Genomic DNA, 12,968 nt, shown 5'->3' with positions numbered 1-12,968 from the left:
TCAGCCCACCAGGGCCAACTGCTGCGAGCCTCGCCGCCCCTTGGCCGAGTTGCAGCCGAAGTGCGCGAGCTGGACGTTGGACCGCACGTCGTCCCCGCCCTCGACCAGCGGGATCACGTGGTCGATGCTCGGCGAGCCGGGGTTCGGCGCAGGCAGGGTCATGTCGACCCGGCGGTGGCAGAGCTGGCAGCGGTGACGGTCGCGGGTGGCGATCTCGTCCAGGGTGTAGGGCTCGCTCGCCGCGCCGCGCAGGGCGGCCCGGCGCAGGCGGTTCTTGCGCCGGGCCGTCTCCCGCTTGCGGGCCTCCCGGCAGGCCTCGCAGCGCAGGCGCGGCGCGATCGCCTGTCCGCCGCAGTCGACACAGGGGCGCGGCTTGTTCCAGCACTTTCGGCGGCATGCAGTCGAGCAGGTCGTCCGGGGGGCGCCGCCGCCGCGTTTGGGCCGATCGAAGAGGCCGCCGCACACCACGCAGGCAGCCGTCACGGTGGTCCGAGCGCGTCGGCACGGACGGCACTTCCGCTCGGCGGCGGGGAGCGAGCCGGTGCCGCTCCAGATGAGGGTGCCGCAGCCGGAGCACGGCGTGTCGGGCTTACGGGGCATTGGGCTGGACCTCCAGGTATACGGGAGCCCCGGCACCTGGAGACGCCGGGGCTCCCTTCCCGCCGTGATCAGCGGCGGGCGGCATTCATGATCACGAGCCCGGTTTCACCAGGACTCGCTAATCCGCGTCGGGCCGAGTTCGCCCAACTAGCGGGGGTCGCAGAGAGTGATGTAGCGGAGAGTGACGGCGGTCATGAACGGAAGATGGTCACTCTCTGTCACGTCACGCAAAGTGACATTTGGATGATCTTGCGCGCAGACAGACACGGGAGCGCTGGCCCTGGGTCCCCCGGATCGACTGGGTCCCCGTCGTGAGGGTGCCCCCCACCCCTGCCGCGCACCGTCCGCATTACCGCAGGTCAGAGCCCCCGAGTGCGTGAGGGTCGCGAAGCGTGAGATGGATCTTGGTCGAGCGTGGGGTGTCACGATGCGTGAATGCGAAGCTGATCACGGGTCGGACACCACGGGGAGTCACATCACGCCGTGTCACCAGTCTCGCGAACCATGATCGTTGCTGAGTGTGATGTCACTCTGTACACGCATCGTGGGGTGTGGTGGGGTGTCACGCTGTGCGTACCAGCGCAGGGCGGCGTCACGGGATGCAGGTGGGCGCAGCTGCTCGCACCGTGCCAGTACCACGTCCTGGCCTGGGTCGATGGTGATGACGTGGGCACCGTGGGCCTGGTACTCGGCCATGGCCTCGGGGCAGGGGGCCGAGTGCACCACCCACACGTCATGCCCCCTGGATTGACGCAGCCCCTCCCTGATCGCGGCACGGCGCGCCCGGTGGGCGACCTGCTGGACGGGCCTGGGGTGGCGGTGGGAGTCGCCAGGGCCCGCTGTGAGGGCCGTGGCGAGGGCGTCCCAGTCGATGACCACGGCACCGGGGGTGGCGTGGGCCTGGACGTAGGTGGTCTTGCCCGAGGCCGGGGGACCGGTCACCACGTACAGGACCATGCACTCATCACGGTCCCTGCTCGCCGTCCTTCGATGCCATGCGCAGGGCGAACCTGCGCAGCACCTCGCTCCTTGACTCGCCGGTCTCGGCGGCCCACTGTTCCAGCAGCAAACTCTGGGTCAAGATCGCGCCGTTCAGGAGGGCGAGCAGTTCGTTCCGCAGGGCCTCCGCCGGGGACCGCGGATGCTCGCCTTCGAGGTCGACGTCCAGGGTCCACTCGGCGAGCAGTGTGCTGACGGCTTCGCTGACGCGGCGGTCCTTGACCACTTGGTCGTCCTCGGACTCCACCTGGTCGGCGATGAGGCCGAGGATTCCGACCAGGGCCTGCCGTTATTCGCGGGCGTCCATGGCGGGACTGTAGCGGGGGTGCCGCGTTTCCGCAGGTGGCATCCAGGCGACCTGGGGAAACGTGCAACCCTCTAGGCGAAGTCGAACGGTGGCGGACCGCTGCCCTGGAGTTCCACCTCATCAGAGCCGTACTCCACCCTGGTGATGATGGCTTTCCCCTCTCGCCCATCAGGCGTCCGGAGGCGCAGCTCTTCGAGGGGTGGGACGTCGTCGAGGCGAGCAGTGCCGAACCACCGCTTGAGGCCGCCCTCTTGCTCGACGAAGAGGTCGACGGTGGCGTCTCGCTCGGCGCCGTCGTCCGTGACGAGGGTGGCGGGGCCGCTATAGGCGTTGATGGCCATGTCGGTCATCATGTCACCAGTCGCGAGAACCCTGCACGGGCGGGGCGTAGGGGCGGTCGCCCTTGGACTCGTTGCAGCAGCGTCCGCAGTCCCGGCACCGGTTGTTCGCTCCGTGGGCGGGCGCCAAGTTCGCCGGGTCGTTGGGGTCGCCGCCAGCGGCCTTCCAGCGGGCGAGGGGGATCTTGTGGTCGGCGTAGCGGGCGCCGCCGTGGCCGCAGATCCAGCACACGCCGGCGCCCTCGTCGAGAGCCTGCTTCCGGGCGCGTCTCCAGGGGCGTCCTTTGCGTCCGGCGGTGCGGGCCGGGCGTCCGGATGAGGCCGTCATGCCCACCTCCCGGGCCGGCGGGTGCGAGGATGCGGGGCCATGGTCGACTTCGAGAAGCGCGCCCCTCAGACGATCAAGGCGCATCTGGCGACCGTGGTGCTGCACGCCGATCGCGTGGAGATTAGTCGGCGCGGTCTGGGGCGGGTGGCAAGCGACGCCCACACGGTGATCCCGCTGGCCGAGATCGTCCAGGTGCAGTGGAAGGATCCGACGGTGCTGGCCAACGGGTGTGTCTTCATGGCGACGGCCGAGGATGTGAAGACCGTGAGGGCGCTGGGGACGTCCAAGGAGAAGGCGATCGGCGGGAACCCGCACGTCGTGCTCTTCACCAGCTATCAGCGAAAGCGCTACGCCGAGCTGCGGGCGGCGCTGAAGGCCGCGCTACCCGAGGTGCCCACGGCGCCGGTCGGCTAACCGCGGGGCGACCGCTCCATGATCGGCGCGCCGTCCCGCTCGCGTACGCCGGTGACGATGAACCCGTGGGAGCCGTACCAGCGCAGGAGGCGCGCCGGATCGACGTCCAGGTCGCCCTCGATCGGCTCGACCACGAGGCGGAGCGGGACTCCCCACCTGTCCGCGAGGGCCGTCAGGTCGTTCAGGGCTGCCTCGGCGAGCCCCTGGCCGCGCAGGACGGGGGTGGTACGGATCAGGTTGAGAGTGACCGGCTCGTCCGGGCCCGTCCAGACGAGATGGAGCGCCACGTCCGGGTGTGCGGCTTGGACGCGGGCGACGTCCCGGCGGAACCGGTCGTAGGTCGGCACATGGGCGGAATGCCCGCTGACCAGGGAATATGCGTGAGGCCCGGACCTGGGATCCGGGCCTCACTTTGGGTGATCAAGAGGTTGGTGGCAGGGGCGGGATTCGAACCACGCGACCTCTGGGATATGAGCCCAGCGAGCTACCGAACTGCTCCACCCTGCTCTGGTGACAGAACGCCACACTGATCACAGGATGAGACACGCAAGGTCAAGGTGTCAAGCGACGTTGACGCGGGCGCCGGGACGGCCGCGCCGACGGGACCGCCGGCGCTCGCGCTCGACCTCCAGTAGCTCGTCCTCGCGCACGTAGCGGCCGGTGTGCCCGCGGACCTCGTACACCCGCAGGCGGCGCGAGGCGATCCACCGATCGAGGGTGCGGCGGGACACGTTCGCCAGACGCGCCGCCTGGTCGAGGTTGAGCAGCTCGGACAGCTCGTCGGCGGGGTGGAGTCGCATGGCTCCAGTGTGCGCGAACATGCAGCCATGCCAAGATCGATCTTCGCAATGCACCGGGACACCAAACGTTCGCTTCCGCTGGGTGGGCCTCCGTCGCCGGAAAGGGCTCGCGAAGACTGGAGGTAGTGCATTAGGTCGTAATACAGCGAGGTGGGCCGCCACTCCTGAAGGGGTTCAGCGCGCCGCCCTACCAGATGGTGTGTCGATCCACCGAGCCCACCTCTGCGTGCAGCTGCGCTTTGGGGTCAAGGATGTCGCGATCACTCGTCACGAAAACGTCGTGACCGTGGGCGAAGTGACTCGTTAGATGTGGATGTCCGTCATCCGCCGCCACCGCTTGCCCTCCTTGCCGTTGGACGCATCCGGCACCTGCGCATGTTCGGGGAAGACGATTCGCTTGATCGCCTCGTCGGCGTCGGCGGTGGCGTCGCTGACGAAGCCGTCCCGTCCGTCGAGCATGCTGTAGTCGAACCGAAATGGCCCGATCGTCGGACGGTCACGTGCCGATTCAGGCGCGTCGGCATCGGGTCGCCGGGATCGTTCAGCGACGGGAACTGGTAGCTCTGGAGCGCCATGCGCAGCGGCGCCAAGGTGCATGTGGGCCGGACGGCGTCGAGGTCGGTTTCGTCGTCCGGGACGTCGAGACGGTCGGGGAACCCCCCCCGTACTTCATCTTCTCCAGGGGTTCGCTCAGGAACGGCGCTCCCCGCGTCACCATGTGGTGCAGGAGTGTGTCCACGACAGTGGTCGCTCCGGCCTGAGCGGAGAAGTGCTTTCCGATGCTCAGACAGCTTGCGGACTCAGCCGCGAATTCCGCCAGCTCGTCGAGGTTCGGCTTCGTCACCTCGACGAGGACGCCCGCGCAGTCGTCGGCTATGTCCCTGGCCCTCTCGGCGAGGGTCGCGCGGCGCTCGTCCTCGTCGCGCGCGCCGACGGGTGCTTCAACGATATCCGCGCGCGGCGTCCAGCTGAGGGGGGATCAAGGGAGACCGAGAAGGCGTCTTCTTGCTCGCCAGCAAAGCCAGTAATGATCGCAACCTTTCGCGGAAGGCAGAGTGGGGAGGCCGGTACCGGTCAGTTGGTTCCACGAGAATCGTCCGTGTGCTGTGCTGGCTCTAGCACACGGCGTTTACCTCGGTGTGAATTTATGGAGGAAGTTTGCAGTCGCATTATAATGCGAAACGCTCGATCGAAGCGAGCAGTATTCAGATTGAGATTGAAATTCGAATAATGACCTTCGATCAACCCGCTGTTCATGCGGACGCATATTCCGCCTATAGAGGCCGGTCTCTAGGTGTTTGTTGGGGGGAGGGCGTCACGCCAAAAGAGGCGCTTGAAGCGCTGGTCGAAAGTGCTCACACACCCGCAGTCGAGTGTAGCGAGGCTGAATTCTGGCGTCTTAGGCACCTCCGGAGGCATGAATCACATCCAGGCGCAACTTGGAGTGGCTTCTTCTCGCTGAGTACCGTGAGGCTGGCGGCGGGTCCTGCGGTCAGCGTTATGACGGGTTGGATGGCTTATGGAACCCTCCTCTGGGAAGGGGGGCAGCACGATGCCTCGTGTCCGTCCTGTGAACGTCGTCAGGGCTAGACTCACGCATCACCGTTCATCTCGCCCCAAACCGCAGATGGTGACCGCGACCAGCTCGTCGATGCATAGGTTAGCCGGGTCCGCCATGTGCCTCATCATGGCGGACCCGGCAGACGGGCGCTCTACGGCCAGGGCAAGGCGGCGTCCCGGTGCGCCTCCAGCAGCGGGATCAGCCGGAACGCGGCGTCAGAGAGCCCTCCGAACACGTGCCGGTTGCCCTCGCCGGAGGGGCCGTGCCCGTACTGGTAGCCGGCGAGGTTCCAGGTGTAGACGGGGGACGCTCTTGGGGGCCTGGACGGTCGGGTCGCCTCCGAGGTAGCCGCCCCACGCCTGCTCGTCGGTGACGATCACGACGCGGTCATGCACGCGGGGTGCGGTGGCCGTTGATTGGAAGGGCCAGCTTGGAAGAGCGGCGCTGGAGCGGGTTCCCGCAGTTCGCCCAGGGATGACCATGTGGGTTGACCCTGCACGGATGAGTCGACCAGGGTGGTCAGGCGCGGTCAGCGTGAAGGTGTGTCGGCTTCCAGCGCCCGGCCAGTCCGGCATAGGCCAGAGCGGTCCCGGCGACGTATCCGGCAGTGACCAGCATCGGCATGCACCACCAGGTCGAAGGGAGCGGCGTCGTCACTTCCTCGGGCAGCTTATTGAAATCGTAGATGGTCGCATCGTTGCTACCGTACCGTTCACCGTAGAACAAGAACATTGGACTGGCCAGGACACCCGCCCATATGCCGATCATCGGCGGTAGGTCGCTGAGATTACTTCCCAAGGAAAGAGTGGCGGTGTCGATTACGAATTCCGCAACTAGAATAACGATCGCAGCGACAGCTGCGTAAACGGTAAGCCACAGCGCCGCTTCCTTCAACGAGCCTTGGAAAGATTGCCGCGCGACGAGTAGGGTAATGCCTATGACAGTAAGGAGGCCGGTTCCGGAGCCATTGGGCATAAGTTGAGAAGTTCTTGGTTTACTCATCGGGTAGTCGGTGCTGTGCAAGCGCGCTTTCTCTGAGAAGGTTAATTTCGCGCTAACCAGGGCGAGTGGCAGGGGCATCACCATGTCCCACAGCGGCGTGTTGGTCCTGAAGATGAAAGGTGCGACCGCGACGCACATGGACGCTGCGGAGAGCGCCAGCAGGACCGGCCGGACAAGAATGTGAATCCTGCCCATGAAGCACATGGGCAGCGCACAGGCGAGCGCGAGCGCTGCGATCCATGCCGTTCCCGAAGAGATCGAGACCGCAAGTCTGCCAAGGGCGCTCTCAGGGGCCCCTTGTCCGAGGGCGGCGATGAGCGGGTGTGCGGCCAGCGGGTCGAGAAGCGGCCACCAGTGCGGGAGCACCCAGAGCGTCAAGCACCACATGATCAGCGTGGAGCTTGCGGGGTGAGGCGAAGCCGAACTCTGCGTGATGTCGATCTCCGACGCCGCCTCCACAGACCCGGATCGGCTCTGCCGCAAACGCTCGGTGATGCGGTCAAACTCTTCGCGGGAATTCTTTAACAGCTCGGACCGTAGCCTGCCAAAGATCACGTCAATAAACAGTTCCACCACATCTTTGCCCTCAGAGATAAGCCATTCTTCTAGGGTCCGCCGTCGTGTATGGAACTTCGTCGGATGGATGATCGACCGCCGGGCCACCACCTGGGAGCCGTCGAACTCGTGTGCCCTAGGAAAATTGGCGGCGGCTCGCCGCTCTTTGTTGGCGAACACTGCGACGATCACTAACATTGCGGGGAACAGTGCGAGGCTATATGGGTAGCTCAGCCGGAGGCTGAACCCCAGTACGCCGATCTGGTTGAGGTCAAGAAACCCGTCCCTAAAGTAGAACTTCCAGACCGCAAACGAGAGCGTGGCGGCGATAAGGGTGTCCGCGATAAGCCGAGAAAATCTCACCTTTACCGCGGACTCGCAACCCAGCCCGGTAACCAAGCCGAGGCAACGCCCGGCACCGACAAGCGACAACAAAGCGGCCACGCCCAAAGGCGCCGCCCCTACATTTCCCGACCAGAACTCAAAGTCCATCACACTTGGTAGACGAGCAAGGCACGCCGGGGTGTACGTGGTCACGGTCACGATTCGGTATATGACCCAGAAGGTGACTAAGGCTTGCCAAGGGCGATCATGACCGTAGCCGTAGAGTGACAATCAGCACCTTGTCGGTGGTTCGTGGTGCCGGGGTCTGTTCGTTGTTCGCAGGTGGTGACCGCGGTCGGCCGTGTCGAACGAGCTACGGACCGATTCGGGCCCACCGCCGGTTTCGCCAGCCCGTGGCTGTGCCGGTTGGCCACTTAACGCCGTTCAACGGCCGCGCGCAGGCGCTGAATGTTCATCAGAATCCTTCGGCCCCTCGACGGCCAGCTTGATCTCCGCCAGCTCGGCCAGCTCGTCGTACTCGCGCTCGTCCAGCAAGCGCCCGCACCCCGCGCACTGCGTGTACCCGTCGTCGCGCGTGCGCAGGGCGCGCCGGTCGCAGCGCGGGCACGGGACGGCCGGACGCCGGCGCACGACCGGGTCGCTCCTCGTGGCCTGCTGCAGACGGCGCTGCCACGCGAGGGTCGCGCGTCCGAAGGCGACACTGCCGGGATGATGCAGGATCTGGTCCAGCTGGCCGAGCAGCCAGCCGATCGTCCGCGTGCGGGCCTCGACGGCGCCGCGGTGCGGACGAGGCGGCAGGCCGCGCGCCTCCCGCCACTCGGTCTCGACCGTCGCCAGGGCCCGGTAGAGCTCGTCCAAGGTGTCTGCGATGGGGGACGGCGACGCCGAGCCGGGGCGGTGGCCGGACGTCCGCTCGCCCGAGCCCGCGCCGCGGTGCCCGTCGCTCCAGGACGCCAGCAGCGCGGCGAGGTCATCGATCTCGACCAGCGCGCGGCGGATCGCCGCCTGATCGCGGTCGCACCAGACAGGGGCGCCGTCCGTGGGCACGATCGTCACCGGCGCCGGGGGCTGCGGGCGGAGCTCGTCCAGGCCCCGCAGGATGTTGCGGGTCCCGTCGTCGGCGCCGGTGGCGGCCTCGACGTCGAGGACCTGCTGGCGGGCGTTCACCCAGCTGCCCATGGCGGTCTCGTAGGCGCGGGTCGCCTCGTCGAAGTCGCGGACGGCCTTGCGGTAGCGGGCGTTGCAGCGCCCGGGACAGGGCGACTTCTCGGCGCTCACGGTGATCAGCGTACGTCGCGGGCGAACAGAGATTCGACTGGCTTCGCCAGGTCAAGCCATGGTGAACGGATTCGTAGCAGATGGCCCATGGAGGAACACTCCCGGCCGGAAATTGCTCTACGGCCCGGTGGAGCTGGCGGGCGGGGCCGTGATTGGTGCGGCGGTGCCCCTGACGAAAGACGTCGTCGCCATCAGCCTGGAGGACTACGGGCGCCGTCGCACTCGCGATCAGCGACAGCCGGAAGGCTGACGCGCCCGGCAAGCGGCGCGATCTAGCGTGGGCGCGTGACCAGAATCCTTCGCAAGATGAACGTCGCCGTACTCGCGTTCGCCGTGTCGGTGCCCCTCACCACCGTTAGCGCCGCCTCGGCGGCGTCAGACCCTGCGCCCGTGCCCGGCAGCGCCGAGGACGTGCGGCTGCGGCTCCCCCGCCCCACCGGCCCGCACGTGGTCGGCCGCTCGACGCTGCACCTGGTCGATCCCGCGCGTAAGGACCCGTGGGCCCCCGGGGCGAGCGCCCGCGAACTGATGCTCAGCATGTACTACCCGGCGCTGCCCGGTCCCGGCGCCCGAGCAGGGTACGCCACCAGCGAGGAGGCCCGGCTGTTCCTGAAAGACCGCGACCTCGACGGCGTCGTCTCGGCCAAGACGCTGAGCGCCACGCGCACCAACGCCCGGGTGGACGCGCGACCGCTGCCGGGACGCCGCCCGCTGGTGGTGCTTTCCCCCGGCTTCAGCGTGTCCCGCTACACCCTCACCGGCCTGGCAGAGGAGCTCGCCAGCCGCGGCCACGTCGTCGCCGCGGTGGACCACGCCTACGAGTCCGTGGGCACGGAGTTCCCGGGCGGCCGGATGCTGACCTGCCTCGCCTGCGCGAAGACCAAGACCAAGGAGGACTTCAGAAGAGCCACCGTGGGCCGGGGCCGGGACGTGTCGTTCGTCCTGGACCGGCTGACCGGTCACCGTCCGGCCTGGCGTCACGCACACCTGATCGACAGGCGGCGGATCGGCATTGCCGGGCACTCGCTGGGCGGCGCGACCGCGGCGTCGGCCATGGCACGCGACATCCGGATGCGGGCGGGCGTCAACATGGACGGCTCCTTCGCCGACCCCGTACCGGACGGGGGCCTGGGCGGGCGGCCGTTGCTCATGCTCGGCGACGAGACCAGCCGTCCGGGCGGCGAGGACGAGACGTGGGATCGGACGTGGCGGCGGCTGGACGGCTGGAGGCGGTGGCTGACCGTCGCCGGCTCGCAGCATTTCACCTTCTGCGACGTTCCCGTGCTCAGCGAGCAGCTCGGCCTGCCGCAGTCCGGTCCGCGGCCGGGCCTGGCGGGCACGCGCTCGGACAAGATCGTCCGTGACTACGTCGGGGCCTTCTTCGACCTGCACCTGTGGCGCGTCCCGCGGCCTCTGCTGGACGGCCCGTCGCGGGACAACCCCGAGGTGCGGTTCCACAACCCGTAGCCATCCCCAGAACGCGACCTGCCGATCCCGCCCGGCCGGGCGACGCACCGCCCGGCCGGGGGCCTCCCGTCCGGCCGCGAGCCTCGTCGCCGGATCGGCGCCACTGGAGCGGCGGCCAGCATCTCAGCGTCCTTGGCGTCGAGGACCTGGTCGCGGGCATCCTCCCAGGGTTCCAGCGCCGCGTCGTAGGCGCGGGTCGTGGCCTCGAAGTCGCGAACGGCCTTGCGGTGGCGGGCGTTGCAGCGGCCTGGACACGGCGTCACTGTGATCAGCGTACGGCGCGGGCGAACACATATTCGACCTGATGCGGAAGGTCGGGGTAGAAACGCCTGGTGGCCGTCCTTGCACCTGTGGTCTTCTCCCGCGCCGCCGGGGGAGCGGTGTACCTGCTGGAGTGGGTGCAGTTCCCCGAGGGCGGGTGGGGCGCCGAGATCGCCTTCATGGCGTGGAACGGGCTGAAGTGGGAGGGGCGCCGCCGACGCGTGACGGCCGATGATCTGACCCGGATCGAGGGACAGGACTACACCCGGGTGCCGCGCCGGCGTGAAAAGTTCCCGCGGTGAGTCGGTGTACGGCGTGTCGCCCCTTCGCGATGCGGCTGCCGAGTACCGTCCTGCCATGGCCGCTGGTACCCCACACAGCAAACTAGCTGAGATCCTTCACGCAGCTGCACGGAGAATGCGGGCAGATTTTGAGGAGTCGCAGGCGTTTAATCATCGCCCAGAGAAGGGCCGAAGCCGCGAGGGGATCCTGTGCGAGTTCATCGCACCTAGAGTCCCAGGGCACGTTATGACGGCTCATAGCGGTGAGATCATCACAGCATCGGGTGACACGTCGAGGCAGTGCGATGTGATTCTCTTTGATCGGAGCACTCCACCCTTGCTGGACACTGCGAATTACCGCATCATTCCGAACGAGTGCGTTTATAGCGTCATCGAGGTCAAGTCATCGTTGGATAAGAGTGAGCTCTTGTCTTCCTGCGAGGCGCTCCGCGAGCTCAAGGCCATGCCCAAGACCGCTCACCTGCCCACGGGGGGCATGTACACCCCGTACAGGGTTCACGGCAAGCCGTACTGGCAGTTGCCCACGCTGGGTCTGATCTTCGCCTACGGCGGCAGTAAGATCACGACGCTATGTGAGCACCTCTGGGAGTGGTGCGAATCGCGCCCCCCCGAGGAGCGCCCAGATGGCGTCTATGTCCTCGGTGAAGGCTTCTTGCGCTGGACCAGCCCTAAAAACGGGCTAGTCGATCCGTACCCGCAACCTGGGGCGGGGCTCATCGCGTTCCACCCTGACGAAGGGGAGGATGTGTTCTTCCCAATGATGCTGCACCTGAACGTCCTCCTGGCCCAAGCATCGATGTGGACCCTGGATTTCACGGCCTACGCTGGCGAGTCCGGCCTCGGCATCCCCGCCCGGGTTTATCGGCCGACATGGAGGGCTGGCGAGGAGTAGTGCGACTACGTGCTCGAATCCCTTAGATCGGTGCGAGCGCCGCGGCCGGGCCGCTTGAAGGAGGTGATCGTCTTGGGCTTCCACACCGGTGCGTTGCCGATGGTCTCGTCCTCGGGCGGCAGCCATCCCCGCGTCCGGTAGGTGTGGATCGTCGTCGGCTTGACGCCCCAGTGGGCGGCGACGTCCGCGATGGTCCAGTACGTCTTCTTCGGGTCGGCGAGCTTGCGCTTGTCGTCGGCCATGGCATCCCCGGCATCCCTCTTGGTCCAGTCAGGCTGGACCAAGAGTAGCGGGGCGCGCCGCCGGCGCGCGGGAGCCGGGCGAGGTGTCGGCATTGTCATGGGCCGTGCCTCTCGAAGATCGGGGTGCGGCGGGCGTGGATCTCAAGTCCGGCGACGTCGCCGAGCGCGTCCAGCTTGCGGACCGCCGCGGCCAGGGCATGCGCCTCGGAGCCGAGCGCGCCGTCCGGCTCAAGGCCCAGTTCGCGGACCTGGGTGAGGAGCTGCGACGCGGCGAGCCCGGTGGCCTCGACCAGCGCCGCCGCCTCATCCCCGGTGAGGCGGACGGCGGCAGCGCCGGACGGGCGGGCGTCGTTCAGGACGGTCATCGCGCCGCCCGTTCGAGCGCGCGGTCTAGCTCGGCGGTCGTCCAGCGCAGCGCCCCGGACGCGACGGCGCCGAGCCCGATGCCCTGCCAGCCGCCGCCGCGCTGGGCGCTCATGACTCGATCACCACGCAGCGCTTGCACAGCCGGTCCTCGCCGTCGGGGAAGAGGCGGCTGGGGATCGCGGTCAAGCCGAGGTCGGTCTCCCAGCCGCAGCGGGCGCGGCTGAACGACAGGCCGTTGCCGACCGGGCCGCACTCGTCATCGGGCCATATCCGCGCGCGCAGGTGCAGCATCCCGGTGGGGGACCGGAAGTACAGATGCGGGCGGTCGACGTGCACGTCGCTCATCGGCTCAGACATCACGCACTCCCGGCGGGGACGCAGCGTGCGCCGTAGCCGTCGGCGTAGGAGCGGGCGGCGGTCTCGATGTCTCCGCCCCACAGGTCGCTCGCGATGCAGCACACCTTGACCAGGTGGCCGTCCTGCCGCTCGATCGCGGCGAGCTGGCCGACGACGCCGCGCGCCAGGCCGAGCCGCGGCCAGATCCGGGCGGTGATCTTCTCGACGGTGATCGTGTGCCCGGTCAGGTCCGGGCGCACCGCGACCGCGTCCGGGTAGCGAGCGGGCGGCGCGGGGGCGAGCAGGCGCGGCAGGACGTCGCGCTCCTCACCGAGGACGGTGAGCACGCGCGCGGTGGTGGTGCGGCGGCCGGGGCCGGGCGGCGTGAGCTCGGCCAGGACGACGGGCTCGGCGTCGGGTCCGGCGAGCAGGGGCGCGCCCACGGGCAGGGCGCGCAGGTCTTCGAGCAGCATGACATGCCTCTCCATAGGGGCGGCGGGGGGCGAGGCTGGCGGCCTGTACCGGGCCGGTACGAGACCGGCCCGAGGCAGGTCGTCAGCAGGTCGGTGAAGGGG

At 68.0% G+C, this 12,968-nt stretch carries 18 protein-coding genes and 1 tRNA gene; 4 read left to right on the top strand and 15 right to left on the bottom strand.

Features of this window, described 5'->3' with window-relative positions; translation table 11 throughout:
- The 5 genes from E1264_RS11705 to E1264_RS11685 all read right to left on the bottom strand — a co-directional run bounded on the left by E1264_RS11705 (position 1) and on the right by E1264_RS11685 (position 2,572).
- Complete coding sequence (locus E1264_RS11705; RefSeq protein WP_132172560.1) at positions 1-600, bottom strand: HNH endonuclease signature motif containing protein; 600 nt, start codon at positions 598-600, stop codon at positions 1-3.
- 486 nt (positions 601-1,086) lie between these two features.
- A complete protein-coding gene (locus E1264_RS11700) occupies positions 1,087-1,557 on the bottom strand; it encodes an AAA family ATPase (protein ID WP_132172558.1) in 471 nt (156 codons plus the stop codon).
- A gap of 7 nt (positions 1,558-1,564) precedes the next feature.
- Positions 1,565-1,846: a hypothetical protein gene (locus tag E1264_RS11695; protein WP_132172556.1), complete on the bottom strand. Its 282-nt coding sequence runs from the start codon at positions 1,844-1,846 to the stop codon at positions 1,565-1,567.
- Between the two features lie 131 nt (positions 1,847-1,977).
- Complete coding sequence (locus tag E1264_RS11690) at positions 1,978-2,247, bottom strand: hypothetical protein (RefSeq protein ID WP_132172554.1); 270 nt, start codon at positions 2,245-2,247, stop codon at positions 1,978-1,980.
- Between the two features lie 13 nt (positions 2,248-2,260).
- Positions 2,261-2,572: an HNH endonuclease gene (locus tag E1264_RS11685; protein ID WP_132172552.1), complete on the bottom strand. Its 312-nt coding sequence runs from the start codon at positions 2,570-2,572 to the stop codon at positions 2,261-2,263.
- A 39-nt stretch (positions 2,573-2,611) separates the two neighbouring features.
- Between E1264_RS11685 and E1264_RS11680 the strand changes: the two genes are divergently transcribed.
- Positions 2,612-2,986 carry a hypothetical protein gene (locus E1264_RS11680; protein ID WP_132172550.1) on the top strand — a complete coding sequence of 125 codons (375 nt, stop codon included), beginning with the start codon at positions 2,612-2,614 and terminating at the stop codon, positions 2,984-2,986.
- On the opposite strand, the gene E1264_RS11675 is transcribed toward E1264_RS11680, so the two are convergent.
- The 6 genes from E1264_RS11675 to E1264_RS11650 all read right to left on the bottom strand — a co-directional run bounded on the left by E1264_RS11675 (position 2,983) and on the right by E1264_RS11650 (position 8,527).
- On the bottom strand, positions 2,983-3,333 hold the full coding sequence (locus tag E1264_RS11675) for a hypothetical protein (RefSeq protein ID WP_132172548.1): 351 nt from the start codon (positions 3,331-3,333) through the stop codon (positions 2,983-2,985). The genes E1264_RS11680 and E1264_RS11675 overlap by 4 nt on opposite strands.
- Positions 3,334-3,415: 82 nt before the next feature.
- A tRNA-Met gene (locus E1264_RS11670) sits at positions 3,416-3,493 on the bottom strand.
- Positions 3,494-3,546: 53 nt separating this feature from the next.
- A complete protein-coding gene (locus E1264_RS11665; protein ID WP_165964130.1) occupies positions 3,547-3,786 on the bottom strand; it encodes a helix-turn-helix domain-containing protein in 240 nt (79 codons plus the stop codon).
- A gap of 303 nt (positions 3,787-4,089) precedes the next feature.
- Positions 4,090-4,245, bottom strand: coding sequence for a hypothetical protein (locus tag E1264_RS43290; protein ID WP_165964129.1), 156 nt, complete (start codon positions 4,243-4,245; stop codon positions 4,090-4,092).
- 1,621 nt (positions 4,246-5,866) lie between these two features.
- Positions 5,867-7,441, bottom strand: a complete 1,575-nt coding sequence (locus tag E1264_RS11655; protein ID WP_132172544.1) for a hypothetical protein — start codon at positions 7,439-7,441, stop codon at positions 5,867-5,869.
- A 231-nt stretch (positions 7,442-7,672) separates the two neighbouring features.
- Entirely contained in the window at positions 7,673-8,527 is an 855-nt protein-coding gene (locus E1264_RS11650; RefSeq protein WP_132172542.1) for a hypothetical protein, read from the bottom strand.
- Positions 8,528-8,812: 285 nt separating this feature from the next.
- Here E1264_RS11650 and E1264_RS11645 point away from each other — a divergent pair, with 285 nt between their 5' ends.
- From E1264_RS11645 to E1264_RS11635, 3 genes are all read left to right on the top strand, one after another.
- On the top strand, positions 8,813-9,994 hold the full coding sequence (locus E1264_RS11645; RefSeq protein ID WP_243710876.1) for an alpha/beta hydrolase: 1,182 nt from the start codon (positions 8,813-8,815) through the stop codon (positions 9,992-9,994).
- A gap of 332 nt (positions 9,995-10,326) precedes the next feature.
- The gene (locus E1264_RS11640) at positions 10,327-10,557 is read left to right on the top strand and encodes a hypothetical protein (protein ID WP_132172540.1); all 231 of its coding nucleotides are present in this window, start codon (positions 10,327-10,329) and stop codon (positions 10,555-10,557) included.
- Positions 10,558-10,612: 55 nt separating this feature from the next.
- Positions 10,613-11,449: a DUF6602 domain-containing protein gene (locus E1264_RS11635; protein ID WP_347813385.1), complete on the top strand. Its 837-nt coding sequence runs from the start codon at positions 10,613-10,615 to the stop codon at positions 11,447-11,449.
- A 5-nt stretch (positions 11,450-11,454) separates the two neighbouring features.
- Here E1264_RS11635 and E1264_RS11630 read toward each other — a convergent pair whose 3' ends face one another.
- The 4 genes from E1264_RS11630 to E1264_RS11615 form a co-directional block, all read right to left on the bottom strand.
- Positions 11,455-11,691: a MarR family transcriptional regulator gene (locus E1264_RS11630; protein WP_132172536.1), complete on the bottom strand. Its 237-nt coding sequence runs from the start codon at positions 11,689-11,691 to the stop codon at positions 11,455-11,457.
- A gap of 95 nt (positions 11,692-11,786) precedes the next feature.
- Positions 11,787-12,056, bottom strand: a complete 270-nt coding sequence (locus E1264_RS11625) for a hypothetical protein (RefSeq protein WP_132172534.1) — start codon at positions 12,054-12,056, stop codon at positions 11,787-11,789.
- A gap of 109 nt (positions 12,057-12,165) precedes the next feature.
- Entirely contained in the window at positions 12,166-12,414 is a 249-nt protein-coding gene (locus E1264_RS11620) for a hypothetical protein (protein WP_132172532.1), read from the bottom strand.
- On the bottom strand, positions 12,414-12,866 hold the full coding sequence (locus E1264_RS11615; RefSeq protein ID WP_132172530.1) for a hypothetical protein: 453 nt from the start codon (positions 12,864-12,866) through the stop codon (positions 12,414-12,416). Before E1264_RS11615 ends, E1264_RS11620 begins: the two co-directional genes overlap by 1 nt.
- Positions 12,867-12,968: the final 102 nt, after the last annotated feature.

This window comes from Actinomadura sp. KC216 (genome assembly GCF_004348535.1).
GTDB lineage: Bacteria > Actinomycetota > Actinomycetes > Streptosporangiales > Streptosporangiaceae > Spirillospora.
Note: the sequence above shows the minus strand (reverse complement) of the source record. Positions and strands in the feature narration are given on the sequence as shown.

What these genes read in the sequence shown, in the direction of transcription:
- E1264_RS11620 (WP_132172532.1), bottom strand. Translation starts at nt 12,414, where the DNA reads ATGTCTGAGCCGATGAGCGACGTGCACGTCGACCGCCCGCATCTGTAC.
- E1264_RS11615 (WP_132172530.1), bottom strand. Translation starts at nt 12,866, where the DNA reads ATGCTGCTCGAAGACCTGCGCGCCCTGCCCGTGGGCGCGCCCCTGCTC.
- E1264_RS11690 (WP_132172554.1), bottom strand. Translation starts at nt 2,247, where the DNA reads ATGGCCATCAACGCCTATAGCGGCCCCGCCACCCTCGTCACGGACGAC.
- E1264_RS11685 (WP_132172552.1), bottom strand. Translation starts at nt 2,572, where the DNA reads ATGACGGCCTCATCCGGACGCCCGGCCCGCACCGCCGGACGCAAAGGA.
- E1264_RS11705 (WP_132172560.1), bottom strand. Translation starts at nt 600, where the DNA reads ATGCCCCGTAAGCCCGACACGCCGTGCTCCGGCTGCGGCACCCTCATC.
- E1264_RS43290 (WP_165964129.1), bottom strand. Translation starts at nt 4,245, where the DNA reads ATGCTCGACGGACGGGACGGCTTCGTCAGCGACGCCACCGCCGACGCC.
- E1264_RS11700 (WP_132172558.1), bottom strand. Translation starts at nt 1,557, where the DNA reads ATGGTCCTGTACGTGGTGACCGGTCCCCCGGCCTCGGGCAAGACCACC.
- E1264_RS11635 (WP_347813385.1), top strand. Translation starts at nt 10,613, where the DNA reads ATGGCCGCTGGTACCCCACACAGCAAACTAGCTGAGATCCTTCACGCA.
- E1264_RS11665 (WP_165964130.1), bottom strand. Translation starts at nt 3,786, where the DNA reads ATGCGACTCCACCCCGCCGACGAGCTGTCCGAGCTGCTCAACCTCGAC.
- E1264_RS11630 (WP_132172536.1), bottom strand. Translation starts at nt 11,691, where the DNA reads ATGGCCGACGACAAGCGCAAGCTCGCCGACCCGAAGAAGACGTACTGG.
- E1264_RS11625 (WP_132172534.1), bottom strand. Translation starts at nt 12,056, where the DNA reads ATGACCGTCCTGAACGACGCCCGCCCGTCCGGCGCTGCCGCCGTCCGC.
- E1264_RS11680 (WP_132172550.1), top strand. Translation starts at nt 2,612, where the DNA reads ATGGTCGACTTCGAGAAGCGCGCCCCTCAGACGATCAAGGCGCATCTG.